This window comes from Microbacterium sp. XT11 (genome assembly GCF_001513675.1).
Taxonomy (GTDB): Bacteria; Actinomycetota; Actinomycetes; order Actinomycetales; family Microbacteriaceae; genus Microbacterium.
The window spans coordinates 2,888,258-2,914,109 of sequence record NZ_CP013859.1; the positions used below are offsets into that span (position 1 = coordinate 2,888,258).

Annotated in this window: 28 protein-coding genes, 1 tRNA gene and 2 pseudogenes; 6 read left to right on the forward strand and 25 right to left on the reverse strand. The window is 66.1% G+C overall.

The genetic code is table 11. The features are described from left to right. Positions 1–10: 10 nt before the first annotated feature. Together AB663_RS13715 and AB663_RS13720 are read right to left on the reverse strand one after the other, a co-directional pair. Positions 11–1,075, reverse strand: coding sequence for an NAD(P)-binding domain-containing protein (locus AB663_RS13715; protein ID WP_067200296.1), 1,065 nt, complete (start codon positions 1,073–1,075; stop codon positions 11–13). A 102-nt stretch (positions 1,076–1,177) separates the two neighbouring features. Further along, positions 1,178–2,044: a LysR family transcriptional regulator gene (locus AB663_RS13720; RefSeq protein ID WP_067200299.1), complete on the reverse strand. Its 867-nt coding sequence runs from the start codon at positions 2,042–2,044 to the stop codon at positions 1,178–1,180. 85 nt (positions 2,045–2,129) lie between these two features. On the opposite strand from AB663_RS13720, the gene AB663_RS13725 reads away from it, so the two are divergent. Beyond that, positions 2,130–2,432: a hypothetical protein gene (locus AB663_RS13725; protein ID WP_232304552.1), complete on the forward strand. Its 303-nt coding sequence runs from the start codon at positions 2,130–2,132 to the stop codon at positions 2,430–2,432. A 74-nt stretch (positions 2,433–2,506) separates the two neighbouring features. After that, positions 2,507–2,692, forward strand: coding sequence for a hypothetical protein (locus AB663_RS13730; protein WP_157541098.1), 186 nt, complete (start codon positions 2,507–2,509; stop codon positions 2,690–2,692). 13 nt (positions 2,693–2,705) lie between these two features. Here the strand turns inward: AB663_RS13730 and AB663_RS13735 are convergent, their stop codons facing one another. Next, positions 2,706–3,284 (reverse strand): TetR/AcrR family transcriptional regulator, encoded by a 579-nt coding sequence (locus AB663_RS13735; RefSeq protein WP_198147874.1) that lies wholly within the window; start codon positions 3,282–3,284, stop codon positions 2,706–2,708. 99 nt (positions 3,285–3,383) lie between these two features. On the opposite strand from AB663_RS13735, the gene AB663_RS13740 reads away from it, so the two are divergent. Continuing rightward, positions 3,384–4,976: an MFS transporter gene (locus AB663_RS13740; protein WP_067200310.1), complete on the forward strand. Its 1,593-nt coding sequence runs from the start codon at positions 3,384–3,386 to the stop codon at positions 4,974–4,976. A 12-nt stretch (positions 4,977–4,988) separates the two neighbouring features. Here AB663_RS13740 and AB663_RS17795 read toward each other — a convergent pair. From AB663_RS17795 to AB663_RS13780, 9 genes and pseudogenes are all read right to left on the reverse strand, one after another. Continuing rightward, positions 4,989–5,429, reverse strand: a pseudogene (locus AB663_RS17795) (YobI family P-loop NTPase); the annotation flags it as partial. Further along, entirely contained in the window at positions 5,416–8,472 is a 3,057-nt protein-coding gene (locus AB663_RS13745; RefSeq protein ID WP_067200313.1) for a type I restriction endonuclease subunit R, read from the reverse strand. The pseudogene AB663_RS17795 and the gene AB663_RS13745, both read right to left, overlap by 14 nt. Beyond that, complete coding sequence (locus AB663_RS13750; protein WP_067200316.1) at positions 8,469–9,656, reverse strand: restriction endonuclease subunit S; 1,188 nt, start codon at positions 9,654–9,656, stop codon at positions 8,469–8,471. The genes AB663_RS13745 and AB663_RS13750 overlap by 4 nt, the downstream gene beginning before the upstream one ends. Then, a complete protein-coding gene (locus AB663_RS13755) occupies positions 9,653–11,221 on the reverse strand; it encodes a type I restriction-modification system subunit M (protein WP_067200319.1) in 1,569 nt (522 codons plus the stop codon). The genes AB663_RS13750 and AB663_RS13755 overlap by 4 nt, the downstream gene beginning before the upstream one ends. Positions 11,222–11,431: 210 nt before the next feature. Next, on the reverse strand, positions 11,432–11,653 hold the full coding sequence (locus AB663_RS13760; RefSeq protein WP_067200322.1) for a hypothetical protein: 222 nt from the start codon (positions 11,651–11,653) through the stop codon (positions 11,432–11,434). Next, positions 11,650–12,070, reverse strand: a pseudogene (locus tag AB663_RS13765) (integrase core domain-containing protein); the annotation flags it as partial. The pseudogene AB663_RS13765 and the gene AB663_RS13760, both read right to left, overlap by 4 nt. Before the next feature lie 291 nt (positions 12,071–12,361). Then, a complete protein-coding gene (locus AB663_RS13770; protein WP_067202767.1) occupies positions 12,362–12,673 on the reverse strand; it encodes a transposase in 312 nt (103 codons plus the stop codon). A 54-nt stretch (positions 12,674–12,727) separates the two neighbouring features. Then, a complete protein-coding gene (locus AB663_RS17650; RefSeq protein WP_257720784.1) occupies positions 12,728–12,862 on the reverse strand; it encodes a hypothetical protein in 135 nt (44 codons plus the stop codon). A gap of 205 nt (positions 12,863–13,067) precedes the next feature. Beyond that, positions 13,068–13,143: transfer RNA gene (locus tag AB663_RS13780), tRNA-Ala, on the reverse strand. Between the two features lie 214 nt (positions 13,144–13,357). Between AB663_RS13780 and AB663_RS13785 the strand changes: the two genes are divergently transcribed. Beyond that, entirely contained in the window at positions 13,358–13,543 is a 186-nt protein-coding gene (locus AB663_RS13785) for a hypothetical protein (RefSeq protein ID WP_067200328.1), read from the forward strand. Positions 13,544–13,657: 114 nt separating this feature from the next. On the opposite strand, the gene AB663_RS13790 is transcribed toward AB663_RS13785, so the two are convergent. The 11 genes from AB663_RS13790 to rplU all read right to left on the reverse strand — a co-directional run bounded on the left by AB663_RS13790 (position 13,658) and on the right by rplU (position 21,454). Next, positions 13,658–13,942: a hypothetical protein gene (locus AB663_RS13790; RefSeq protein ID WP_067200331.1), complete on the reverse strand. Its 285-nt coding sequence runs from the start codon at positions 13,940–13,942 to the stop codon at positions 13,658–13,660. A 112-nt stretch (positions 13,943–14,054) separates the two neighbouring features. Continuing rightward, complete coding sequence (locus tag AB663_RS13795) at positions 14,055–14,744, reverse strand: SDR family oxidoreductase (protein ID WP_067200334.1); 690 nt, start codon at positions 14,742–14,744, stop codon at positions 14,055–14,057. A gap of 1 nt (position 14,745) precedes the next feature. Next, positions 14,746–15,099, reverse strand: coding sequence for a ribosome silencing factor (rsfS, locus tag AB663_RS13800; RefSeq protein WP_442922630.1), 354 nt, complete (start codon positions 15,097–15,099; stop codon positions 14,746–14,748). Positions 15,100–15,125: 26 nt separating this feature from the next. Continuing rightward, a complete protein-coding gene (locus tag AB663_RS13805; RefSeq protein WP_067200340.1) occupies positions 15,126–16,340 on the reverse strand; it encodes a hypothetical protein in 1,215 nt (404 codons plus the stop codon). Continuing rightward, positions 16,337–16,939 (reverse strand): nicotinate-nucleotide adenylyltransferase, encoded by a 603-nt coding sequence (nadD, locus tag AB663_RS13810; protein WP_067200343.1) that lies wholly within the window; start codon positions 16,937–16,939, stop codon positions 16,337–16,339. The genes AB663_RS13805 and nadD overlap by 4 nt, the downstream gene beginning before the upstream one ends. A 5-nt stretch (positions 16,940–16,944) precedes the next feature. Continuing rightward, positions 16,945–17,169 (reverse strand): 4-hydroxybenzoate polyprenyltransferase, encoded by a 225-nt coding sequence (locus AB663_RS13815; protein WP_067200346.1) that lies wholly within the window; start codon positions 17,167–17,169, stop codon positions 16,945–16,947. A gap of 52 nt (positions 17,170–17,221) precedes the next feature. Next, entirely contained in the window at positions 17,222–18,475 is a 1,254-nt protein-coding gene (locus AB663_RS13820; protein WP_067200349.1) for a glutamate-5-semialdehyde dehydrogenase, read from the reverse strand. A gap of 9 nt (positions 18,476–18,484) precedes the next feature. Further along, the gene (gene proB / locus AB663_RS13825) at positions 18,485–19,270 is read right to left on the reverse strand and encodes a glutamate 5-kinase (protein WP_067200352.1); all 786 of its coding nucleotides are present in this window, start codon (positions 19,268–19,270) and stop codon (positions 18,485–18,487) included. Next, complete coding sequence (obgE, locus tag AB663_RS13830) at positions 19,267–20,766, reverse strand: GTPase ObgE (protein WP_067200355.1); 1,500 nt, start codon at positions 20,764–20,766, stop codon at positions 19,267–19,269. Before obgE ends, proB begins: the two co-directional genes overlap by 4 nt. A 103-nt stretch (positions 20,767–20,869) precedes the next feature. Further along, entirely contained in the window at positions 20,870–21,127 is a 258-nt protein-coding gene (gene rpmA, locus AB663_RS13835) for a 50S ribosomal protein L27 (RefSeq protein WP_028501603.1), read from the reverse strand. An 18-nt stretch (positions 21,128–21,145) separates the two neighbouring features. Beyond that, positions 21,146–21,454: a 50S ribosomal protein L21 gene (gene rplU / locus AB663_RS13840; protein ID WP_067200357.1), complete on the reverse strand. Its 309-nt coding sequence runs from the start codon at positions 21,452–21,454 to the stop codon at positions 21,146–21,148. Positions 21,455–21,666: 212 nt separating this feature from the next. Between rplU and AB663_RS13845 the strand changes: the two genes are divergently transcribed. After that, positions 21,667–21,933 carry a DUF4031 domain-containing protein gene (locus AB663_RS13845; protein ID WP_067200360.1) on the forward strand — a complete coding sequence of 89 codons (267 nt, stop codon included), beginning with the start codon at positions 21,667–21,669 and terminating at the stop codon, positions 21,931–21,933. Here the strand turns inward: AB663_RS13845 and AB663_RS13850 are convergent. Beyond that, complete coding sequence (locus tag AB663_RS13850) at positions 21,898–24,390, reverse strand: Rne/Rng family ribonuclease (protein ID WP_067200361.1); 2,493 nt, start codon at positions 24,388–24,390, stop codon at positions 21,898–21,900. The genes AB663_RS13845 and AB663_RS13850 overlap by 36 nt on opposite strands. Before the next feature lie 297 nt (positions 24,391–24,687). Here AB663_RS13850 and AB663_RS13855 point away from each other — a divergent pair, with 297 nt between their 5' ends. Further along, on the forward strand, positions 24,688–25,299 hold the full coding sequence (locus AB663_RS13855; protein ID WP_067200364.1) for a vitamin K epoxide reductase family protein: 612 nt from the start codon (positions 24,688–24,690) through the stop codon (positions 25,297–25,299). Positions 25,300–25,435: 136 nt separating this feature from the next. On the opposite strand, the gene ndk is transcribed toward AB663_RS13855, so the two are convergent. Further along, entirely contained in the window at positions 25,436–25,852 is a 417-nt protein-coding gene (ndk, locus tag AB663_RS13860) for a nucleoside-diphosphate kinase (protein WP_067200367.1), read from the reverse strand.

A 25,852-nucleotide genomic window follows, 5' to 3' on the forward strand; every position in this document is an offset into this window, starting at 1 on the left:
GGCACGGGTCTCAGCTCTTCGTCGCGACCTGCGGAACCAGCATCCGCTGTACGCCCTTCGCGGCAGACCGACCGGCACGGTTGGCGCCGATGGTGCTGGCGGAGGGCCCGTAGCCGACCAGCTGGATCCGCGGGTCCGCCACAGCCGTCGTGCCTCGACCGTTGCGGTCGAGCTGGATCCCGCCGGCAGCGCTGCGCAGATGCAGCGGAGCGAGGTGACTGATCGCCGGACGGAATCCCGTGGCCCACAGGATGACGTCGACGCGCTCGAAGGAGCCGTCTGCCCAGCGCACCCCGTCGGGCTCGATCCTCTCGAACATCGGCCGCCGTGCCGCGTACGCGCCCAGCCGCTCCGCCTCCCGCTCCTGAGGTCGCAGCATGAGGCCGGTCACGCTGACCACGCTCTCGGGAGGCAGGCCCCGCGCGACTCGCTGCTCGACCAGGGCGACGGCCGCGGCACCCGCCTCCGGCGTGAACTCGTCTGTGCGCCACACGGGCTCTCGCCGCGTCACCCAGATCGTGTCGGTGATCGGCGCGAGAGCGCCGAGGAACTGCACGGCCGACGCACCCCCGCCGACCACCAGCACGCGCTTGCCCACGAAGTGCGCGGGGCCCGGATAGTCCACGGTGTGCAGCTGTTCTCCGAGGAATATCTCCATGCCCGGGTAGTGCGGCAGGAAGGGGTGCGTCCATGTGCCGGTGGCATTGACGAGGGTCCGTGTGCGCCACTCCCGCGCGCCGGCCTTCACGACCAGGATGCCCTCATCATCCTCGACGCGTTCGACCGTGACGGGGCGGATGACGGGGAGCCGGTGTGCCCGTTCGTACGCGCTGAACAGGGCGGGCACCGCGACGTTTGCGCGTCGATCATCACGCGGAGGAGCCGCGTCGCCGGGAAGCTCGGCCACGCCGTGCACGTCGCGCATCGTGAGGGCGTCCCAGCGATGGCGCCACGCCCCTCCCGGTTCGTCATCCGCGTCGAGCACGACATGGTCGATGCCGAGACGGCGCAGGTGGTACGACGACGAAAGACCGGCCTGTCCGGCGCCGATCACCACGCTGTCGAGGATGCTCACCCCACCGTCAACGCATCTCCCGTTCGTGTTGTTCCTCGGTCGTCGCCCCGTGGCCTCCGCGAAGGCGCGGGGCCGCAGGAACCGTCGTGGCGTCAGCCTCCGCTAAGCAGATCGCCGTGCACGACGCGATGACGCGGGTGCGGACATCGCCTCTGCTGCGCGCATGAGGGCTGCGACGGACTCCCTCGTGTCGTTTCGCCTGCACCCGATGACGATCGAACTGCGCCCGGCATCGCTGACCGGCACACATGCGATCCCCTCCGGTGGCAGCCCGACGAGTGACCGCGGGAGCACCGCGACGACCCGGCCGAGCCGGACCAAGGGGACCAGCTCGGCGACGGTCGCGATCGCGGGTCCCTCGGCGCCGTCGCCCGCCCCCTCCCACCGCGGGGACGCCTCACCGTCGAGGTCGCTGGTGGTGAGACTGGCGCGTGTGGCGAGACGATGGTCCGAGCGGAGCACGGCGACACGGTCTTCCACGTGCAGAACCACGGTCCTCAGCCCCTCCGCAGCTTCGAACGGCGTGTACAGCAGCGCCGCGTCGGCTTGCCCCGATCGCACGAGCTCCGCCCGCTGGGCACCCGAATGGAACAGGATGTCGACCTCTGTGGCGCCAGGATGGGTCGCGTACTCACCCAGCAAGTCCGAGAGCAACCCCGCGTCCCCGCCCGGCTTCATCGCCAGCCGGAGAGGTTCGGCGCCCCCTGCCTGACGAGCGGCCTGCACGGCCATGCGCATCGCGCTGATCGCGTGCCTGCCGTGCTGGAGCAGAGCCTCGCCTGCGGGGGTGAGCGCCACCGTCCGGCTCGTTCTCGCGAACAGTCGGATCCCGAGGCGCATCTCGAGGCGCTGAACGGCCTTGGACAGCGCCGGCTGAGCGATGTGCAACCTTTCAGCCGCGCGGCCGAAATGCAGCTCTTCTGCCACCGTGACGAAGTACCGCAACTCCCGGATCTCCACGTCATCCATTCCCCGAGGTTATCAGTATCATCCGCTCAGGTATTGGACGGGTTCGACCTGTCGCCGCTGTAGTTGAAGCATGTTCACACATACGATGCTTGTCTCCTTCGCAGATCCGATCTCCGACAGCGACCTCGACCAGTTCCTCACAGACATCGAAGCGACGATGCGGGACACGGGCGTGGTTCGGCGGTTCACGTCCGCTCATCACGTACCCGTTCCCGGTGAGGATGCGATCCCTGCGTTCATCGCCACCGCAGTCATGAGCTTCACGGTGGAGACGAGCGATGACCTCGCAACCCTGTTCGCTGCGCCGGGCGCGATCGAGGTGATCCACAGGTGGCAAGCCGATCACCCGTACAAAGTGGCGTGGGTCAATCACGAGGTTCACGAGTGAAAGTCTGCGCGGAGGGCCGGAAGCGGATCTCACCCGAGCCCGGGCAATCACCGCCGCCGAGGTACAAGATGGCCGTGATCACCTGGATCTCGGCGTACCCGCTGATCACGCTCCTGCTGTGGATAGGCCAACCGCTCATCGAGCGCGTGCCCGTCTACGTCACGACGCTCATGCTGTCTCTGATCCTGGTCTGCCTCCTCACGTTCGTCATCATGCCGATGATGACGAGGCTGTTCTCGCGCTGGCTGCGGGAAGACTAGACCTGCCCGGAACTCATCGCCGCGACGTCGGCGCACTCAACGCCAGGAACCGGTCGACGAGTCGGTGAGCCAGCGCGTGCTCAAGCGGGGTGGAGGACAGCAGCCTGGCCGCATAGATGGGCAGCAGGACGATCTCCACGAGATCGAGTGCCGACAGCACAGTGGGTTCACCGCGCCGTCGGGCGCGCGACAGCATCTCGTCGAGCGTGGCGAGGCGGCCTTGCAGGAGGTCGCCCGGCGCGCGGCCGTCCTGGACGGCACGCAGCAGTGCTGCCACGAATGGTGAGTGGCCGGGTTGGTGCGCGTTGAGCACGTCGATGACCTGCTCCGCCCAGCGGCAGAGTTCCGTGCGCAGGTCATCGGCCTCGTCGGGGATCGGACTGGCGGCGTTGAGTTCTTCGATCGCGAGGTCGGCCAGCAGGCCCGGCATCCCGCCCCATCGACGATGGAGTGTGGAGCGGTTCACCCCGGAGCGGCGGGCGACCTCGGATGTCGTGATCGACTCGGCTGACTGCTCTTCGAGCAGCTCGGAGAGTGCGCCGAGAGCTGCCGTGCGCACACGCGCGCTTCGGCCGCCTATGCGCTCCGTCACGGCATCCGTGTACATATCGCCACCTTAACACGCCAACTGTTGCATCAGCACTTTCGAGCATCTACTCTTAATGCGTCAACTGACGCGTTAGGGGCTGTGATGCAGGGCAAGAGTGATATCGAGAACTCGTCGCGACGCTGGTGGGTGCTGGGGGTGCTGGTGCTGAGTCTGCTCGTGGTGCAACTCGACACCACGATTCTGGGCGTGGCCGTGCAGCGGCTCTCACAGCCCGCACCGGATGGCCTCGGACTCACGCAGGGCGAGTTGCTGTGGGCGATCAATGCCTACACGCTGGTGATGGCGGGGATGCTGCTCACGACGGGGGCGTTGGCGGATCGGCTGGGGCGCAAGCGGGTCCTGCTGGGCGGGTTGGCGCTGTTCGGCATCGCCTCACTCTGGTGCGCGTTCTCCGCCAGCGGGCCGATGCTGATCGCGGGCCGCGCGGTGCTGGGCCTCGCGGCGGCGTTGGTGACCCCGACTACGTTGGCCATCATCACGCAGGTCTTCAGCAAGGAGGACCGTCCGCGAGCCATCGGCATCTGGTCCGGCGGTGTCGGTGTTGCCGTCGCGGTCGGGCCGATCGTCGGCGGGCTGCTGCTGGACCATCTGTGGTGGGGCTCGATCTTCCTCGTCAACGTGCCCGTGGTCGCCGTCGCCGTCGCGGCCATGGCGGTGATCGTTCCCGAGTCCCGCAACCCGAGACCTGGCCGCTTCGACGTTCCGGGCGTGCTGCTGTCGCTGCTCGGGTTGGCGCTGCTGGTGAACGGCATCATCGAGGGTGGGGACACCGGCGACTGGGCGAACCCGCGCGTCTGGCTGGTCGCGCTGGGTGGGGTGCTCATTCTCGTCGTGTTCGTGGCCTGGGAGTGTCGCGCGGCCGCACCCCTCTTGCCACTGGACTGGTTCCGGTCCCGTACGTTCACCGGATCGATCGCGGTGATGACGCTGGCGTTCTTCGCGATGCTCGGCGTCACCTTCACCATCGCGTTCTATCTGCTCAGCCTTCGCCGCCTGAGTGTGTTGAACACCGGGTTGCTCCTGCTGCCGCTGGCTCTGGCACAGCTCACGCTCTCGGCGTGGACTCCCGCGGTGGCGAGGCGATTCGGCGCGCGCGTCACCGGAGGCCTCGGGATGCTGCTGCTGACCACCGCGCTGCTGTTGTTCGCCTCATTCGGCATCGACACTCCGCTGTGGATACCAGGCATCGCGTTGTTCCTCATCGGCACCGGAATCGCGTTCATCATGCCCTCGGCCTCCGCCGCGATCATGGCATCAGTGCCGAAGGAACGCGCCGGATCGGCATCCGCGACCAGCACCGCGTTCCGGCAGGTCGGTGGAGCGCTCGGCACCGCTGCACTCGGTGCCGTGCTCACCGGCGTCTACCGCGCACAGATCGCCGGACACCTCGACGCTGTGCCTGCGGCGCTGCGCGATGTGGCCGCCTCATCCATTCAGGCCACCCAAGCCATTCTCGAAAGCGTCGACCGGCAGCTGCCCGAGGCCTCAGCGATTGCCGCGGCATCCGACGAAGCGTTCATCGCCGGATTTCACGCCTCTTCGGTCATCGGTGCCGCGATCGCTCTCCTCGGCGCTCTCCTGGCCGCACTCGTCCTCACGCCACCGCCTCGACCCCACGCCGACGATTCGCAGATCGGCGGGGCTGCGACGCAACATGAGCGATTCCGCCCGTGACAGAACGAGGACGACCGCCAATAGTGCAGAGGCGCTGATGGCGCGCAACTTCTTGAAGCGGCCGATGCGTCGGAACCGAGAGCCAGGCATCTTGACCGGCTCCTCCTGGTAGAGGAGTTGCTTGACGATCTCCTTCTGAATCTGGTTGGTCTTGGAATCGCCGCCGGGTTCGCCTGGGGCTCCCTCGAACCCGAGGGTGGAGAGCGACACCTGAACGACCTTGTCCTTGTGGTTCTCGGCGACCTTCTGGAGCACGCTGCTTTTTCCGACTCCGTAGCCACCGGTGAGCGCGATGTTCTTTATGTCGCCAGACCCTGGGCCATTGAGCCCACCGTCAATCGCGTCCACGTAGACCTTGTGGCTGTTTCCCTCGTACTTCGGAGTCAGCGCTAGAAGCGGCGACAGGGCCATCCCGCCGGGTGTCTCGGCCGTTGAAGAATCACGAGAGGCCATCAGCCGACTCTCCCCCCGCGCTTAGCCCAAAGAACCTTTCGAAGAACGCGCCGAGCTTCTGGATCACGCGTTGCTTCTTCTCGCCGTGGCCGCCGTCAGCGGAGAACCGCGACACTGGTGGCAGCACCTTTGTGATTGCGGTGCCGCTGGTGCGGATCTGTCCGTCGCGGAACGCGGTCTCGACGAAGACGCGGGTCTCGTCGGGGCGAAGGTTCTCGTCGGTGATGATCGTCTCGAGTTCGGCCCCGCGCTTGGCTGCGATGAACGCGCGCCATTCCTGGTCGATTTCACCGTCCACGGAGAGTGAGTCAACGAAGTCCTCGATGAGGTCTTTTTTGTTGCGGAGGGTCGGGCTGGCGTCAACGGCGCGGGAGATCTCAGCGCGGATCTCCTTATCGTCGCCGTCGCCGCGTTCGTCGCGGTACTTCTGTACGAGCATGAGGATGTAGTCGACGTTGATCTCGACCTGCTTGATCAGCTCGATCTCGAAGACGACGTCGTCGTTGATCTGTTCCTTGTCGGCGTCCTTGTCCTTGCGGAACTCCGCGTACAGGTCGAGGTAGACACTGCGGTAATCCTGACCCTGCCGGTCGGTGAGGATGGCGCTGCCGGTGAACTCGTCGAACGAGGTCAGGATGTTCTGGAGGCGCAGGATCGCTCCGAACAGCGCAATGAACTCCTTCTGAGCGGCTTCGCCGATGATCGGCTGCCCGAGCGGGAAGGTACTGAGTAGTTCGGTGACCTTCTCGGCGTAGTCGTTGTAGTACTCGCCATACGGCTTCAGGAGAACGACACCGCGGGCGTCCTTGTTGCCGAACAGCGCGATCGCGTCGTTCGTCTCTTCTTCAAGGTCGCGGAAGCTGACGATGTTGCCGTAGGTCTTGACGGAGTTCAAGATCCGGTTCGTGCGTGAGTACGCCTGGATCAGCCCGTGCGCGCGCAAGTTCTTGTCGACGAACAGGGTGTTCAGGGTGGTGGCGTCGAAGCCGGTGAGGAACATGTTCACAACGATGACGAGGTCGATCTCGCGGGTCTTGAGTCTGAGCGAGAGGTCCTTGTAGTAGTTCTGGAACCGGTCGGCGGAGGTATCAAACGACGTGCCAAACATGTCGTTGTAGTCCTGGATCGCATCTTCCAGGAACGACCGCGCGTCCATACTCAGCGCACCGGTGTCGAAGCCCTCTTCGTCAAGCGCGCCATCTTCGACGGCGTCGTTCGCACCATAGGAGTAGATCAGGCCGATCTTCAGTCGCTTGTCTGATGGCAGGCTTTCCTGCTGTAGTTGGAAGTGGTTGTAGTACGTTCGGGCGGCGTCGATGGACGCGGTTGCGAACAGCGCGTTGAAGCCACGCACGCGGCGCTCCCCGAGCGTGTCGTGCTCAGCACGCTTGGTCTTCTGATCGAAGTGCTCCAGCGTGTACTTCACGATCTCGCTGATTCGCTCCGGTGCCAGCAGCGCCTTCTCGGTGTCAATCGCCGAGACCTGCTTGTCGACGACATTGCCAACCTTGATGGTGTTGACGTAGTCGATCCGGAAGGGCAGCACGTTCTTGTCAGTGATCGCATCGACGATCGTGTAGGTGTGCAGCTTCTCGCCGAACGCCTGCTCGGTGGTCTTCAGCTGCGGGTTCCCGCCACTGCCAGAGTTCGCCGCGAAGATAGGCGTGCCTGTGAAACCGAACAGGTTGTACCGCTTGAAGGCCTTGGTGATCGCAGTATGCATGTCACCGAACTGCGACCGGTGGCACTCGTCGAAGATGATCACCACGTGCCCGTCGTAGATCGCATGCCCCTTGTTCGCGGCGATGAACGTCGAGAGCTTCTGGATCGTCGTGATGATGATCCGCGCACCCGGATCCTCAAGTTGTTTCTTCAGCACCGCGGTCGAGGCGTTCGAGTTCGCCGCCCCCTTCTCGAAACGGTCGTACTCGCGCATCGTCTGATAGTCGAGGTCCTTGCGGTCCACGACGAACAGCACCTTGTCGACGCTCGGCAGCTTCGACGCGAGCTGCGCAGCCTTGAACGATGTCAGGGTCTTACCGGAGCCGGTGGTGTGCCACACGTAGCCGCCCGCGGCGACGGTGCCGAGGGTCTTGTAGTTCGTGGAGATGTCGATCTTCTGCAGAATTCGCTCCGTCGCCACGATCTGGTACGGGCGCATCACCAACAGCATCCGATCAGCCGTCAGCACGCAGTACTTCGTCAGGATGTTCAGCAGCGCGTGCTTGGCGAAGAACGTCTTCGCAAACGCAGACAGATCCTGGATCGGCTTGTTCTGCGCATCCGCCCACCACGACGTGAACTCGAAACTATTCGACGTCTTCCGCACCCGCTTCGAACCGGCTGCCTCACTCAAGTGCTGGCGACGTGTGGTGTTGGAATAGTACTTCGTCAGCGTGCCGTTGCTGATCACGAACAACTGCACATACTCGAAGAGCCCGGAGCCTGCCCAGAAGCTGTCGCGCTGGTACCGGTCGATCTGGTTGAACGCCTCACGGATATCCACGCCGCGACGCTTCAGCTCGATGTGTACAATCGGCAGGCCGTTCACCAGCACCGTCACGTCGTACCGGTTCGAACGAGCAGAGCCACCTTCGCTCTGGCCGATCTCATACTGGTTGATCACCTGCAGACGATTGTTGTGAATGTTCTGCTTATCGATCAGCAGGATGTTCTTCACCGAACCGTCGTCACGCTTCAACAGCTGAACGTGATCCTCCTGGATCCGTACTGTCTTCTCGACGATGGTGTCGTTGCTGCTAGCGATCCGCTCCGAAAAGAACTGCTCCCACTCAGCGTCGGAGAACGTCACCGAGTTCAACGCCTCAAGCTGAGCACGCAGGTTCGCCACCAGCTGCGTTTCCGACGTGATCGGCAGATACTCGTACGCCTGCGACTCAAGCAGCCGGATCAGCTCACGCTCAAGCTCCGCCTCCGACTGATACGAACCAGCACCCACCGCGTCAGGGATGTACTCGGCAACAACCGTGCTCTCAGACGACACGGCGATCGGATCATACTTACGAGGAGTCACATCACTCATGCGGCAGCCTCCTCGAAGGTGAGCAGCGTGTCGCGGTAGTACTCGTACTGCTTACGTCGCGCGGCAAGCTCGGCCGGGAGACCAAAGCTCAGATCGTTCACAAGAGCATCGAACTTGTTAAGGATTCTGGCAATCCGCTGCTGCTCTTCAATGGATGGAAGTGTAATTTGTATCTTTGAGAAGTCGCTCTTGTTAATGATCGGCATTGTTCCGCCAGCCCGCTCTCCCTGCGCCCGAATCTTGCTGCGCATTGAGGTAAGAACGTGGAACACAAAATCCGCATCGACTCCGGGATTGAGAGTAAGGGAGTTGATCTGTTGGTTTGTTACGCACGCATTCGCATTAAGCACTGTCTTACCCATATCGGCACCAATACAGGTCACTAGCAACGAATTTTCAGGGACGATAGCTTTCGAAAGTGCTTCTGCCCCCGCATTGGAGAGTCGACGGGCGGGGCTTTGAACCCGTTTCATACCGTTCTTGATGTCAGACGGCGTGACGAAATCGAGATGGTTACCCCACGCGGAAGAGTCGGAGGACTTCGGTGTTCGTCCAGTCACGATTCGACCAAGCTCGCCTAGCTCTACTTGCTGACCAAGCGCTGCTGCGTCAGCGAGCAGCTCTGCTCGGTAGTGTTCGTACTGGCGGCGTCGGGCTTCCAGCTCCGCTTCCAGCTCCGCTTCCAGCTCCGCTTCCAGCTGAGTGAACTGGTCCAATACTCGCACGATCTCCCGCTGCACCTCGAGAGGCGGCACCGGAACCTGAAATCCGGAATAGATACCGATCCATTGCCGCGCGTGGTCTTGCGGCTCGTAGCGAATCGTCTGCATTACGTAATAGATGTACCGCAAACTGGCGCGACCCGCCTCTTTTGGCGTTAGCATCTTCATGGCCGAGGACTTGGCCTTAAAGGGAAAATCGACCCATTTGAATGCGGTCGTGAAATCGTCGAAGATAATCACCGGAGTTGCGGTCGATGCCGGATAAATGCCGTTCGTTTCGTCGGTTCGGCCAAGGACGAACGTCTGGCCTGCCGTGAGAACTGGCGTGGCGTAGGAGTCGCTGTATGCGGTTGAGTCGACGAGGTACTTAGTCGGCTGCTCATACGCGAGCAGCTTCCCGAGTTCCACGAACTCAACCCCTTCCGGGCAGAGTTCCGCGATCAGGTCGTCGATCCGGCTCACTTCGTGCCCTCCAGGTCGGCGACGATTTCGTCGATGGAGGTGCGGAGTTCTTGCTGGCGGGCGACGATGCGGGCGATCTCGGCGTTCAGTTCGGTGATGTCGATGACTTCGCGGGTGTCTTCTTGCTCGACGTAGCTGGACACGGCGATGTTGTAGTCGTTGGCGGCGATGTCTTCGTTCGACACGAGCGTCGCGACATGGTCGACGCTTTCGCGGGTGGTGAAGGTGTCGAGGATGTGCTGCTGGTTGGCTTCGGTGAGCTTGTTCTTGTTGCCGACGCGTTTGAATTCGGCGGATGCGTCGATGAAGAGCACTGCGTTGTCGGTCTTGGATTTCTTGAGCACGATGATGCAGGTCGCGATCGTCGTACCGAAGAACAAGTCCGGCGGCAGCTGGATGACGGCATCCACATAGTTGTTGTCGATGAGGTACTTGCGGATCTTGCGTTCCGCGCCGCCGCGATACAGCACACCCGGGAACTCGACGATCGCCGCGGTGCCGTTCACGGCGAGCCACGACAGGATGTGCATCGTGAACGCGAGGTCGGCCTTCGACTTCGGTGCGAGCACACCAGCTGGTGCGAAGCGCGGGTCGTTGATCAGCAGCGGGTTCGCGTCGCCGTCCCACTTGATCGAGTACGGCGGGTTGGAGACGATCGCCTCGAACGGTTCGTCGTCCCAGTGGGCGGGGTCGATGAGGGTGTCACCGTGGGCGATGTTGAACTTCTCGTAGTTCACGTCGTGCAGGAACATGTTGATCCTGGCGAGGTTGTAGGTGGTCAGGTTGATCTCCTGGCCGTAGAAGCCCTGTCGCACGTTGTCTTTGCCGAGGACTTTCGCGAACTTCAGCAGCAGCGACCCTGAACCAACAGCGGGGTCGTAGACCTTGTTGACCTGCGTCTTGCCGACCACGGTGATACGGGCGAGCAGCTCGGAGACTTCCTGCGGCGTGTAGTACTCGCCACCAGACTTCCCGGCGCTGGAGGCATACATCTGCATGAGGTACTCGTACGCGTCACCGAACAGGTCGATCGAGTTGTCCTCGAAGTTCCCCAGCGGCAGGGCACCAATCGCATCCAGCAGCTTCACCAGCTTCTCGTTGCGCTTGGCGACAGTGCCGCCGAGCTTCGAGCTGTTGACATCGAGGTCATCGAACAGGCCTTTGAGGTCGTCTTCGGCGTCGGTGCCGACGGCGGAGCCTTCGATGTTCTTGAAGACCCGTGCGAGAGTTTCGTTGAGGTTGGCGTCGTTGGCAGCACGCCTTCGGACGTTCTGGAACAGCTCGGACGGGAGGATATAGAAACCCTTCTCCTCGACCGTCTCCTTGCGTCCGAACTCTGCCTGGGCGTCGCCGAGTTGGGCATAGTCGAAGCCCGGGTCGCCTGCTTCGCGTTCGCTCTTGTTGATGTAGGCGGTGAGGTTCTCGGAGATGAACCGGTAGAACAGCATGCCGAGCACGTACGACTTGAAGTCCCAGCCGTCGACAGAGCCGCGGAGGTCGTTCGCGATGCGCCAGATGGTCTTGTGCAGTTCGGCGCGCTGTCCTTCTTTGGTGGTCGGTGCCATGTGTTCGTCTCCTGCGCCTGGGCGCGTCTTAAGTTATGGTTACGGGCTACCCTCACCGTAGCGCCAGGCACTGACATCGGTCGGGTGCCATGCGCGGCATGAGGCTGAGGGGCGATGCAGCCGGGAGCATGTGTCGCGTCGACCGGGCACTGCGATCTACCTGTGATTATCTCATGACCTGGCCTTTTCGAGAAGACCCTGTGGCCTCGGTCAGGCGTCACAGCTCCAGGCGAAGCCGTTGAAGAGGCCACCGTGGACGTCACGCAGGGTGAGGGTCGTGGTGCCTCGGGCGTCGAGCTGGACGCGGTTGTAGTCGTTGGCGGCGTGTGGGCGGGCGAACGGGCTTGTTCCCTCGAACTTCCAGATACTGGCGGGCTGGTCCCCGATGAACCCTATGCGGATGGTGAACAGCAGTTGGGCCGCCCCCTTCATTCGGTCCGGACGCTCTGTGAGTCGTCGGTTTCCATTTGATGGTTGCACTGCCGAGCGTACTCGACTGGGGGTAAGTAGCCGAGCGAGGAGTGCCGGCGGTGATGGTTGTACTCGTCCTTCCAGTCGCCGACCACGACCTGCGCGTGCAGCAGCGAGTAGAAGCTGTTGATGTTGAGGCACTCGTCACGGAGCCGGCTGTTGAACGACTCGACGTACCCGTTCCGCCACGGCGAGCCCGGTGGGATGTAGGACAGGCCGGTGCGGGTGCCTGCCCAGTCGGCCATCGCTTCGCTGATGAACTCCGGCCCGTTGTCCGACCTGAGCACCGCCGGGGGCGCCCCGGGCGACGACGAGGTCCTCGAGGTGGGCGGTGAGTCGGTCGGCGGTAATCGAGCGCTCCACCAGCCCACCGATGCATCAGCCGGTCCACGCGCCGCTTCGACACGGCCAGACCGCGTCGCCGCAGGAGCGCGGTCATCTTCCGCCGGCCATACATCGACTCCGGCGTCGCCTTCCCGTTCTCATCGACGCGAGCGGCGAGGATCGCGTCGATCACCGCCGCGTCCTCCAGATCGCGGTTGCTGGGCTGGGCGGTCTTCCAGGACCGATAGGTTCGCGCGGCGACCTTGACGCCCTGCTCCCGCAGGACATCGCAGATCGACTCGACCGCGCGGCCCTGGGCGCGCCGCTCGTCGATGAACGAGACGATCAGCGCTTTCGGGGGCCGAGCTCCCCGGCGAAGAAGACCGCCGCGTCCCGCAGGATCGCGTTGGCCTCACGCAGCTCGCGGTTCTCGCGCTCGAACTTGCGGATCCGCTCCGACTCGGTCGTGCTGACCCCCTGCCGGTCGCCGGCGTCGACCTGCGCCTGCCGCACCCACCGGCGCAAGCTCTCAGCGCCGAACCCAAGCCGCTTCGACACCGTCTCGCACGCGGTCGTGAAGTTCGGGTACTCATCGAGGTGATCGAGCACGAGCCGGATAGCGCGCTGCTTCGTCTCCGCCGGAATCCTCTTCGGCATGATCATCATCTTCCTTCCAGACTCGAAAGGAAGCGGCATCAAACCGGGGACGGTTCATCGATCGCGCTCGACATTGCCCAGCACGCTGGAAACACCTACCGGCAGGCCCCCGAGCACATCCGCCGCATGTTCAACCAGCTCCTCTTCGACAAACTCCTCGTCACTACCGACGACAACGGCCAGCACCACGTCGAGGGAACCTCCCGGGCACCATTCGACGTCATCTACAGCCCAGATACCCGAGCATTCGTCCACGAGGCACGACACGCACAGCACGACGCCATCCCCGACATCGCGGGGCAAACGAAAAAGCCCGCCGAAACCGGCGGGCTCTCCCTGGACGTACTGTCCGATCAGTTCATTGCTCTTGTCGAGGGTTCGAGTAAGAGCATCATGGTGGACCTGAGGGGACTCGAACCCCTGACCCCCTGCATGCCATGCAGGTGCGCTACCAGCTGCGCCACAGGCCCAGATGCTTCCCCGCCTCAGCGGGGCAACTCGAAAAGCGTACTACAGGAGGCGTGGCGAGCACCAATCGGGCACGGGAGCCCGGGCGCGTCGCACCCGATGCGCGCCGAGTCGGTCGACGTCGCTGCTAGCCAGACCAGATCACGCGGTCAACCCTCTCGCGCTCGCACCGGTCGCCCACCTAGCGTGTCGGCCACCTCATGAAAGGAGTGCACCATGACCAACCCCACTCCCCCAGTCCTGCCGTTTCCCGACGATGACGACAGCACGGATGACGACGTCGCGACGCGGGAGGTCGACGGCGAGGAGACGCTCGATCCGGATGCGGATCCGGATGCCGTCGACAGCGCGGAGGCCGACCGTCTCGCGGCAGAGGGCGGGGATGACGACGACGGCCGGTGAACGATGATCGCGCCCGCACCGTCGCGGAGCGATCGACGCCACCCCGAGGAGGAAACGAAGGATGCCGCCGCGATCACGCGACGGCATCCTGCCCCTCCGGTGTCGGTCGCAGACTCAGTCGGCGACCAGTGGCGGGAGGGGCGGGATCGAGATGGGACGCGTCGCGCGACTCGTCCCCTGAATCCGTTCCACCTGCTCCAGCACTTCGAACGGCGACCCATAGCGGATCGCGAGTGGCAGATCCCGCAGCCACACGACCTCGACCTCCGTCGGTGCGAGCTCGTAGACGCAGGCCACCACATGCCGCGTATCATCCTGCGGGAAACGCAGGTCGTTGATCACCCACTCCGACGGGGTGATGCGACGCAGAACGTAACGCGGATCAGGATCAACAGACATCTGACAGCCCTCCAAGAATCTCCCTGGAAGAGAGTCTGCGGGTCGGCGGTCATCCCGAAAAGACCCTTGACATCCTGCCCGCCCTCCGGGCGGATTCGCTCTGTGGTCGCGCTCAGTGCGCGGGACGGATGCTGAGATCCGTCAGGGTCGCGTCGTCGGGCAGGTCGAGAGCCGTCAGGATCGTCGTCGCCACCGACTCGGGTGCGATGTAGCGCGACGCGTCGTACTCACGCCCCTCCTGCTGGTGCACCCGCTCCTGCATCGGCGTGGCGGTGCGCCCGGGGTAAATCGACGTGACCCGCACACCGTGCTCCGCCTCTTCGGCACGCAGCGCGTCGGCCAGTGCCCGCAGCCCGTGCTTCGATGCGGCGTACGCCGACCAACCTGCATTCGCATGCAGCCCGGCTCCGGAGTTGACGAAGACGACCCGGCCGCGTGATACCCGCAACAGAGGGAGCATCAGTCGCGTGAGCTCCGCGGGGCCAAGGAGGTTGACCGCGATCTGCCGCTCCCACAGCGAAGCCGGGAGTTCAGCGACGGATCCGAGGTCGACCACGCCGGCGACGTGCACGAGCGAATCGATGCGGTCCGGCAGTTGCTGCGTCGACAGCGCCCACGACAGCCTGCCGGGCTGCGCCAGGTCCCCGACGAGCGTTTCCGCGCCCGGGAGCTCCGTCGCGATCGCACGCGCACGACCGGCGTCCCGTGCCAGCAGCACCACGCGGTCACCCCGCTCGATGAGCCGACGCGCCACGACCGAGCCGATTCCCGACCCGGCCCCCGTGATGAGGTGGGTGCGCATGTCAGGCCGGGTCGACCGCGTGGTCCGGAAGGTCGAACGGGACGACCGGGCAATCCTTCCAGAGCCGCTCCAGGCCGTAGTACACACGCTCCTCCTGGTGGAACACGTGCACGATGAGGTCGCCGAAGTCGAGCAGGACCCACCGCGCCTCTGCGCGGCCTTCGCGGCGTACCCGCTTGTGCCCGGCCTCGACGAGCTTGTCCTCGACCTCGTCGGCGATCGCGGCGACGTTGCGCTCGCTGTTCCCCGTGACGAGCAGGAAGATGTCGACCAGCGGCAGCGGCTCTGAGACGTTGAGCGCCACGAGGTCTTCGCCGCCCTTCGACACGGCGGCGTCGACGGCGATCTGCAGCATGTCTGCAGCGTTTTCAGGTGATTGCATCAGAGCACATTCGTGGTGAAGGCGACGACCAGGACGACGCCGAGCGCAAGCGCAAGACCACCCGCCACGATCGCCAGGATGAGCATGAGTCGGTTGCCCTTCTCCGGAGCCGGAGGCCGGATGACCTCGCCGGCGGGCTTGATGGTGCTCACCGCCGAACTGGCGGCGATGGGCGTGGGTGACGACGCCGGCGGCAGTTCGCCGTCGATGAGCACGGCGTCCACTTCCTTGCCGTCGGCGGTGCCGTGGGCGTGCCCCTGGGAGCCGAGCCCCTGCGGCAGCTCGTACGAGCCGGTGACGAGGATCTCCCCTGTCGACGCGACCGGCCCCGACAGCGAGCCTTCGCCGGGCGGCGGGTTGAAGATGAGGGTGTTGGACGCGACGTGGGACCCCGCAGAGTCACCCGCGCCCAGGATGTCGTCAAACGATGATGGCGTCGACGCCGGCACTGCAGAGTCAGAGAGCACTCCGCTGCCGAACGTCGGGCTGACCGTCGGGCGTTCGCCCGTCTCGACGACCTCGTCCTCGGCCGGGCCGCTCGCGTCGTGCTCCTCATCCGACGCCGTCGCCTCTGCGCTCTCGACACCAGGGGCGCCGGCCACGGGATTCGCCCCCTCCTGCTCGTCCGCCACGTCTTCGCTCGCGTCGGGCGCGAGCGGAACGTCACCGACGGTGTCGGCTGCGGCAGACGCGCTGAGCGGAACGATGTCGACGGGCTCGTCGGGCTCGTCGTCAGCATCCTCATCGGCGGTCTCGGCCACGGTCGGGAACTCCGGGACGGCCGAGACGAGTTCCGGCTCCGCAGCGTCGGCAGCGCTCTCGGATGCGCCGTCCGCCCCGTGGGGCGCGGCCTGCGGGGCCTCGGGGACGACCGGAGCATCGGCGTCCTCGATCGAGGGGGCGGCGTCCGTCGCGGAGGTCGGCGCACCGTCGCCCCCGAGCACGGGAACGGATGCGGTCTTGATGCGCTCCTGCTCTCGCGCCTGTCGCCGCGTGAGCGGAACGGCACGCACGTCGACGTCCGTGTCGCGGGCAGGCACAGGGGCGACCTCGACGGGCTGGGCGGGGCGCGGGAGCGGAGGCACGGGCGGAGCAGGCGGGGCCGCGGCGGCTGCCTCCTCTGCGGTGATGACAGGAGTCGCTCCCGTCAGCCGGATCTCCCGCAGCTGCTTTCGCGTGAGCGGACCCCGACCCTGCTGATCCGATGTACTCATGCCTTGCTCCGATACAGATGATGCTTCGCGATGTATTGAACGACTCCGTCGGGAACGAGATACCAGACCGGCTCGCCATCGTGCACGCGTTCGCGGCAGGCGGTCGATGAGATCGCCAGCGCCGGCACCTCCAACTGACTGACGTCGCCGCTCGGGAGGCCGTCGGTGCTCAGGACATGACCTGGGCGCGAGACCGCGACGAAGTGGGCCAGCTCCCACAACTCATCATGGTCCCTCCAACTGAGAATTTGCGCTACGGCATCCGCTCCGGTGATGAAGAACAGCTCGGCGTCCGGACGCTCCTTCTTGAGGTCCCGAAGCGTGTCGATCGTGTAGGTCGGTCCTCCGCGGTCGATGTCGACCCGGCTCACGGTGAACTGCGGGTTGGATGCCGTGGCGATCACCGTCATGAGATAGCGATGCTCGCTGGGCGTGACGTCCGACTTCTGCCACGGGTGCCCGGTCGGCACGAAGATGACCTCATCGAGACCGAACGAGTGCGCGACCTCACTGGCGGCTACCAGGTGACCGTGATGGATCGGATCGAACGTCCCGCCCATCACGCCGATGCGCGGAGGGCGCGAGGTCGTTGTGCTCATGCGGGCTAGTGGCCGTGTCCTGCCTCGTGGCCCTCGTTGCCGTGCTTGGCTGCCCAGGCCTCGGCCTTGGCCGAGTGACGGTTCGCGACGTTCTTGTACGAGAAGGTCACCAGGGCCAGGAAGGTGAACACGATCGCGGCGATCACACCGAAGATCAGCGTCTCGAGCGCGACGTTGCCGTGGTGCTCGGTCTCTGCAGCGGCCATCGCGACCTGTGCGATGAGGTTCATCCTGACTCCGTTTCGTGGCCTTCGGGCTGGACAGCGTCCTCCAGTCTAGCCCTCAACCGCGCGTCTGCCCCGCTCCACGCGCGAGCCATTTCGTGCTGGTCAGCTCCGAGAGCCCCATGGGGCCCCGAGTGTGCAGCTTCTGGGTCGAGATGCCCACCTCGGCACCGAAGCCGAACTCGCCTCCGTCGGTGAACCGCGTCGACGCGTTGGCCATGACGACGGCGGAGTCGACCTCGGCGAGGAACCGTTCGGCGTTGCGGGTGTCGGTCGTGACGATCGACTCGGTGTGACCCGTGCTGTAGCGGCGGATGTGGTCGAGCGCATCGTCGAGCGAGTCGACCACCTTCATGGCGATGTCGAGGCTCAGGTACTCGGTGCGCCAGTCGTCCTCCGTCGCCGGGATCACGTTCGAGACGAGCCCCGCGACGACGTCGTCCCCGTGGATCGCGACGCCCTCGCTCTGCAGTGCGCTGGCGACCAGGGGCACGAGACGCGGCGCAGCCTGGCGGTGCACGAGCACCGTCTCGACGGCGTTGCACACGCTCGGCCGCTGGATCTTCGCGTTCACGACGATGTCGCGCGCCCAGTCGTCGGGGGCGCTCTCATCGAGCAGGATGTGGACGTTGCCCGCCCCGGTCTCGATGACCGGCACGGTCGATTCGGTCACCACGGTCTCGATCAACCCTGCGCTCCCCCGCGGCACCAGCACGTCGACGTACCCGCGTCCGTGCATGAGCGCGCGTGCGCCGTCACGGCCGAAGTCATCGACGGTCTGGATCGCTTCGGGCGTCACTCCGACGCTCTCGAGGGCCTCGCGCATGACGGCGACGAGCACGGTGTTCGACTCGAGTGCCGCGCTCCCGCCGCGGAGCACGACGGCGTTGCCCGAGCGCAGCGCCAAGGCGGCGATGTCGACCGTCACGTTCGGCCGTGCCTCGTAGATGGCGCCTACGACTCCGAACGGCACGCGCACCTGCTCGAGCGCGACACCGTTCGGCATGCGGTGACCGCCGACCACCTGGCCGACCGGGTCGGGAAGTGCCGCGACCTCCCGCACCGCCGACGCCAGAGCGGCCACGCGCTTGTCGTCGAGGCGCAGACGGTCGATCAGCGAGTCGCCGATGCCCTCGTCGCGGCCCCGCACGACGTCCTTCTCATTGGCGGCGATGATGCGCGCGGCATTCGCTTCGAGAGCCGCGGCGATCGCTTCGAGCGCTGTCGCCTTGTCGTCGCTGGTCAGCGCGGCCGTCGCGCGTGAGGCCTCTTTGGCGCGCTCCAGGCGCACCTGCGGGGTCTGGTCGGTCATCGCCCCAGTCTAGGAGACGACGGGTTCGAACCAGGTCCCTATTTCGGCGCCGGAGAGCGCCTGATCGACGAGGTCGGCGCTGGTCACGAGGACGCCGATGCCGGATGCCGCGGCGAGCCGGGCCGCGGAGACCTTCGTGGCCGCGCCGCCCGTTCCTACGCTGTTCACGACCGTCGAGCCGAACTCGAGACCCGTGAGATCGGCATCCGGGGCGACGACGTCGATCGGCTGCGCGCCCGGGTCGGTCGGCGGCTTGGTGTACAGCGACTCGATGTCGCTGAGCAGCACGAGGGCGTCGGCCTCGATGAGCTGGGCGACGAGGGCGCCCAGCCGGTCGTTGTCGCCGAAGCGGATCTCCTGGGTCGCCACCGTGTCGTTCTCGTTCACGATGGGCAGCACTCGCAGGCCCAAGAGCCGCTCCATGGCGCGTCGGGCGTTCGAGCGCGAGGTCGCGTTCTCCAGGTCGCCTGTGGTGAGCAGCACCTGCCCTGCCACGATGCCGAACGGCCGCAGCGCCTCCTGATAGCGGAACACGAGGATGTTCTGCCCGACGGCCGCGGCCGCCTGCTGCGTCGCCAGGTCGGTCGGCCGCGCGTCGAGCTTGAGGAAGGGGATGCCGGTGGCGATCGCCCCGGACGACACCAGGACAACCTCGGTGCCCCGCGCATGAGCGCCGGCCAGGGCGTGCACGAGCATCGGGATACGCCATGACGACTCGCCGCTGATCGACGAGGATCCCACCTTCACCACGATGCGGGAAGCCGTGGCGAGGTCGGCCCGCGTCCGCGCGGTCACTCCGCGTCCTCGCGGTAGGTCGCGAGCCGCTCCGCCTCCAGTTCGGCCCGCGCCTGGGCCTTGGCGTCCATCCGCTCGTAGTACTGCTCGCGGCGCTCGGACGTCGTCCGCCGGCCCTGCGGGGCCAGACGCGGATCGGTGCCTCGCGGTGCGGTCATCAGCTCGGCGGCGGAGCTCATGGTCGGCTCCCAGTCGAAGACGATGCTGTCGCCCTCGCCGATCACGACGGTCGAGCCCTGCACGGCACCGAGGCGGAACAGCTCGTCTTCGACCCCGAGCTTCTCGAGCCTGTCGGCGAGGTAGCCGACGGCCTCCTCGTTCTGGAAGTCGGTCTGCTGCACCCAGCGCACCGGCTTCTCGCCGATGATGCGGTAGACGTTGCCGTAGGTTCCGCCCTCGACGCGGATCGTGAAGTCCTTCTCGGCGCCCTTGGGACGGATGACCACGCGTTCCCGCGGCACCTCGGCGGCAACCTCGGCGCGGTGCTTCTCGACGATCTCGCCGAGCGCGAAGGTGAGTGGACGGAGACCTTCGTGCGACACCGTGGAGATGTCGAAGACACGGTAACCCCGAGCCTCGAGTTCGGGCCGCACCAGATCCGCGAGGTCGCGCGCCTCCGGCACGTCGATCTTGTTGAGCGCGACGAGCTGCGGACGTTCGAGCAATGGAGTCTGCCCCTCGGGCACCTCATAGGCCCCGAGTTCGGCGAGGATCACGTCGAGATCGGAGATCGGGTCGCGTCCTGGTTCGAGAGTGGCGCAGTCGAGAACGTGGAGCAGGGCGGAGCAGCGCTCGACGTGACGCAGGAACTCCAGACCGAGCCCTCTACCCTCGCTGGCGCCCTCGATCAGACCGGGGACATCCGCCACCGTGTAGCGGAAGTCGCCCACCTGCACCACGCCGAGGTTGGGGTGAAGGGTGGTGAAGGGGTAGTCGGCGATCTTCGGTCGAGCCGCGGAGATCGCGCTGATCAGACTGGACTTCCCCGCGGACGGATAGCCGACGAGAGCGACGTCGGCGACCGTCTTGAGCTCGAGGACCACGTCGCCCTCGAAGCCCGGCGTGCCGAGCAGTGCGAAGCCGGGGGCCTTGCGCTTCGGCGTCGCGAGAGCCGCATTGCCCAGGCCGCCCTGCCCGCCCTTCGCCACGACGAAGCGCTCACCCGGCACGACGAGGTCTGCGAGGATCTCGCCCTCGGGGGTCTTGACCACGGTGCCGACGGGAACCGGGAGCTCGACGTCCTCACCGGCGTACCCGGAGCGGTGGTCGCCCATGCCGAAGCCTCCGTTCGGCGAGGTGCGGTGCGGTGAGTGGTGGTACGACAGCAGCGTGCCCGTCTGCGGGTCGGCGACGAGAACGATGTCGCCGCCGTCTCCGCCGTTGCCGCCGTCGGGACCACCCAGCGGCTTGAACTTCTCGCGATGCACCGAGACACAGCCGTTGCCGCCCTTACCGGCGCGCAGGTGCAGCGTCACGGTGTCGACGAAGCTGACCATGTCTCTCTCCTCGATGACGGCCCCGATGCCGCGGGGCGTGGATAGACGAATTCGGGGCGAGCCGAAGCCCGCCCCGAACCGGATGTCTCGTGTCGCGCTGCGGTCACTCCGCAGCGGCGACGATGTTGACGACCTTGCGGCCGCCCTTCGCGCCGAACTGCACCGCACCCGCGGCCAGAGCGAACAGCGTGTCGTCGCCACCACGGCCGACGTTCACGCCGGGGTGGAAGTGAGTGCCACGCTGGCGGACGATGATCTCGCCGGCGAGGACCTGCTGGCCGCCGAAGCGCTTGACGCCGAGTCGCTGTGCGTTGGAGTCACGACCGTTGCGGGTCGAGCTCGCGCCCTTTTTGTGTGCCATGACCTGTCTCCTCGGGTCTTACTTGATGCCGGTGATCTTGACGCGCGTGAGCTCCTGGCGGTGGCCCTGACGCTTCTTGTAGCCGGTCTTGTTCTTGTACTTCTGGATGACGATCTTCGGGCCGCGGAGGTTGCCGATGACCTCGGCGGTGACCTTGACCTTCGCCAGCTTGTCAGCGTCGGTGGTCACCGTGGCGCCGTCGACGAGCAGCACTGCGGGCAGCTCGATCTTCTCGCCCTGGGCAGCCTGAACACGGTCGAGCTGAACGATCGTGCCGACCTCGACCTTCTCCTGCCGCCCACCGGCGCGCACTACTGCGTAAACCACTTCATACCTGTTTCGTTGGGGAGCGCGAGGCTCCGAGAATCTCACGGGAAGACTGTTGCTTGCGTGCGTCGCGGAGCGACGGGTGCGAATACAAGACTTTCCGCTCCGACCGGCGAGGTCGATGCGGCCTACGCACCAAGGGACTACTTTACCGGATGCCTAGGCGCGGCGCAAAACGTCCGGAGGCGCGTGTCCGGCCCTAGGCTGGCGACATGACCGTGCTCGTCGACGACCCACGCTGGCCCGCCCACGGACGCCTCTGGGCGCACCTGGTGAGCGATGCGAGTCTCGACGAGCTGCACGCCTTCGCGCGCGCCAACGAGGTGCCGGCGCGAGCCTTCGACCTCGACCATTACGACGTGCCGGAGGAACTGGTCCCCCGGCTGGTCTCCGCAGGCGCCGAGCGCGTCGACGGCAAGGAGCTGGTGCGCCGCCTGATCGCCTCAGGCCTGCGCATCCCCGCTCGTGATCGGCGCTGACGTCTCCGTGTTCACGGAGATCGGCGTGCCGGTCAGCGCCGCCGTGGTCACCCTGCGTCGCGCGCGGCCCTGACCCGGTGCCTTCGGCTCCGGCAGCGCGTCGAGAACGGAGTCGAGCAGCTGTTCGGCCGGGGTCTTCGGCCCCTTGCGCTCGCTCCCCCGCTTCTTGCGGGACTTCTTCGCGCGCTCGGGGACGATCGACTCGGTCTGCACGGTGACCGTGACGACCTCCTGCTGCCCTTCGGCCGGTGGTGCGATGGTCGAGGCGGCGATCTGCGCCAGTGCCGTCTTCGCACCCTCTGGGATGACGTGTGTCGTGCCCGCCACCGGCTGAGAGCTCTGGCTCTGCCCGTTCCCGCCGCGCTGGCGACGGTTCGACGAAGAGTTCCCGTTCGACGAGGAGCGGTGCTTGATCACGGGGTCGTGGTGCACGATCACCCCGCGCCCTGCGCAGACCTCGCATGCCTCACTGAACGTCTCGAGCAGACCGAGCCCGAGCTTCTTGCGCGTCATCTGCACGAGGCCGAGCGAGGTGACCTCGGCGACCTGGTGCTTCGTGCGGTCGCGGCTCAGGCACTCGATGAGCCGGCGCAGCACGAGGTCACGGTTGGATTCCAGCACCATGTCGATGAAGTCGACGACGATGATGCCGCCGATGTCACGCAGACGCAGCTGCCGGACGATCTCCTCCGCGGCTTCGAGATTGTTCTTGGTGACCGTCTCCTCGAGATTGCCGCCCGAACCGACGAACTTGCCGGTGTTGACGTCGACCACGGTCATCGCCTCGGTGCGGTCGATGACGAGCGAACCGCCAGACGGCAGCCAGACCTTGCGATCGAGCGCCTTCTCGATCTGTTCGGTGATGCGGAAGGCGTCGAAGGGGTCCACCTCGTCCGTGTACGGCTCGACGCGCTCGAGCAGGTCGGGAGCGACGCTCTCGAGGTAGGCCGTGATGGTGCGCTGCGCATCCTCGCCCTGGATGAGCATCTTGCCGAAGTCCTCGTTGAAGACGTCACGGACGATCTTGACCAGCAGATCCGGCTCGGCGTGCAGGAGCGCGGGCGCCTGCTGCGTCTCGACCTGCTTCTGGATGTGCTCCCACTGGGTCGTGAGCCGCTGCACGTCACGCGTCAGCTGCTCCTCGGTTGCCCCCTCCGCCGCTGTGCGGACGATGACGCCGGACGACTCGGGCAGCACCTCCTTGAGGATCCGTTTGAGCCGCGCACGCTCGTTGTCGGGGAGCTTCCGGCTGATGCCGTTCATCGATCCGCCGGGAACGTACACGAGGTAGCGGCCGGGGAGGGAGATCTGGCTCGTCAGCCGCGCGCCCTTGTGGCCGACCGGGTCCTTCGTGACCTGCACGAGCACACGGTCCCCCGGCTTGAGCGCCAGCTCGATGCGACGGGGCTGGTTGCCGGTCTCCACGCCGTCCCAGTCCACCTCGCCGGAGTACAGCACGGCGTTGCGTCCGCGCCCGATGTCCACGAACGCGGCCTCCATGCTCGGCAGCACGTTCTGCACGCGACCGAGGTAGACGTTGCCGATCAGCGACGCATCCTGGTTACGGGCGACGTAGTGCTCCACGAGCACGCCGTCTTCGAGCACGCCGATCTGGGTACGGCCGTTCTTGGAGCGCACGACCATCTTGCGGTCGACGGACTCGCGGCGCGCGAGGAACTCGGCCTCGGTCACGACGGGACGACGGCGCCCGGCGTCACGCCCGTCGCGTCGGCGCTGCTTCTTCGCCTCGAGACGCGTTGAGCCCTTGATGGCCTTCGGCTCGGTGATGTACTCGACGACGCGCTGCCGCTGGCGCGGCTCGGAGCGCTCATCATCGGAATCGGAGCCGCCCCGGCGGCGCCGACCGCGACGGCCGGATGCCGGCTCCTCCTGGTCACGGGCGACGTCTCGGTCGCGGCCGGGGCGTGCGGGGAGCGGCACGATCTCCGGTGCGTAGAAGTGCAGCTGGGTGGACACCCGCGAGACGAAGACCTCGGGCAGCAGCCCCAGCGACACGGCCGTCACCGGTGCGGGCGGCTCGGGCTCGGAGACCTCGGGAGTCCCCGACTCGGGAGTCGCCGCCTCCGGAGTCACCGTCTCGGCCACCGGCTGGGCGGGGGCGGCATCCGCACCATCCGCGTCAGCCTCCACCCCGGCACGCTCGTCCTCGGTCGACGGGGCCTCGGCGGGCTCAGCTTCGGCGGGCTCAGCCTCGGTCGACTCGGCCTCGGCAGGCTCAGTCGCACTGGCGTCAGCTTCAGCAGCCTCGACCTCAGCAGGCTCGGTCCCGGCGGTGTCGGCCGGCGAATCGCCCAGCGGTTCCTCGCTCGACCGCGCCTCCTGCGACGGCGCGCCGGCTGCCTCGTCGTCTCGGCCAGCCGTCACCTCTGCGGGCGCGTCGGCATCCGCAGGGAAATCGAGGGTAGGGGCGTCGTAGTCATTGTTGTCATCAGCCATCTCTGGCGTACTCCTCGCGCGGGGCATCTCGTGCTCCGCGAAATCTCATGCGGCACCCGCTGGTGCCGCGAACTCACTCGGCGTGCAACCGGCTCTCGGCTCTGGTCACGTGGGGCATACGGCCCCGAAGTCTGCGTCGATGCGTGCCGCGGCAGGTGCCGAGCGATGCATCACACGCCATTATCGCACCTCGCGTGCCCGTTCGCGGCATCCGTTCACCGGAACGGCACCGTGTTCGCGCCGCGCCGGGCCCGCGCCTCACGTCACGCCCATAGCAATCGCTGTGATAATCCACATATGAGCGAGCAGCGCACCCGCCCCACCGTCTACGCCGTCTGGCTGATCATCGCGAGCATCGTGGGGTGGTTCGCAGCATTCCAGCTCACCGTCGAGAAGTTCGCGCTGCTCGAGAAGCCCGACACAGCGCTGAGCTGCGACTTCAGCGCGTTCATCCAGTGCGGCAAGAATCTCGAGTCCTGGCAGGGGTCGGTGTTCGGCTTCCCCAACCCGATCCTTGGCCTGACGGGCTGGATGGCCCCGCTCGTCGTCGGCGTCGCCCTGCTCGCGGGTGCCCGGTTCCCCCGATGGTTCTGGGCCCTCTTCGGCGCAGGCATCACGTTCGCCTTCGGATTCGTCTGCTGGCTCATCTCGCAGAGCATCTACGACCTGGTCGTGCTCTGCCCGTGGTGCATGGTCACCTGGGCTGTCACGATCCCGACCTTCTATGCCACGACGCTCCAGCTCATTCGGAACGGCACCTTCACTTCCTCGGCGAAGGCACAGGATCGTGCGCGGCGCATGATGGCCTGGGTTCCGCTGGCCACGATCCTCACGTTCGCCGTCATCGTCGTGATGGCGCAGAGCTACGGCATAGACGTGATCGGCGAGGTGTCGCGGCTCTTCTTCTGACGCCGCACCGCTCCGCAGCCTGCGGCGCCGCTCCGTGCGCACCGCACAGCGCGCACGGCCGCATGCGGCGGCACTCCGGCCTCTGCGACGACGAAGGCCCTCCCGCGAGAGCGGGAGGGCCTTCGTCCGATCCGGCTCAGTCGAACCAGATGCTCAGCTCGCGTGCTGCCGACTCGGGACTGTCCGACCCGTGCACGAGGTTCTGCTGGACCTTCAGACCCCAGTCGCGACCGTAGTCGCCGCGGATCGTTCCGGGCGCCGCCGACGTCGGGTCGGTGGTGCCCGCGAGAGACCGGAAGCCCTCGATGACCCGGTTCCCCGCCAGGCGGATGGCGACAGAAGGCCCCGACATCATGAACTCGAGCAGCGGCTCGTAGAAGGGCTTGCCCTCGTGTTCGGCGTAGTGGGCGGCGAGGCGGTCACGGTCGGGCTCGACCAGGCGGATGTCGACGAGGGCGTAGCCCTTCGCCTCGATGCGCGCGAGGATCGCGCCGGTCAGGCCGCGGGCCACGCCGTCGGGCTTGACGAGGACGAGGGTTTCTTCGGTGGCCAT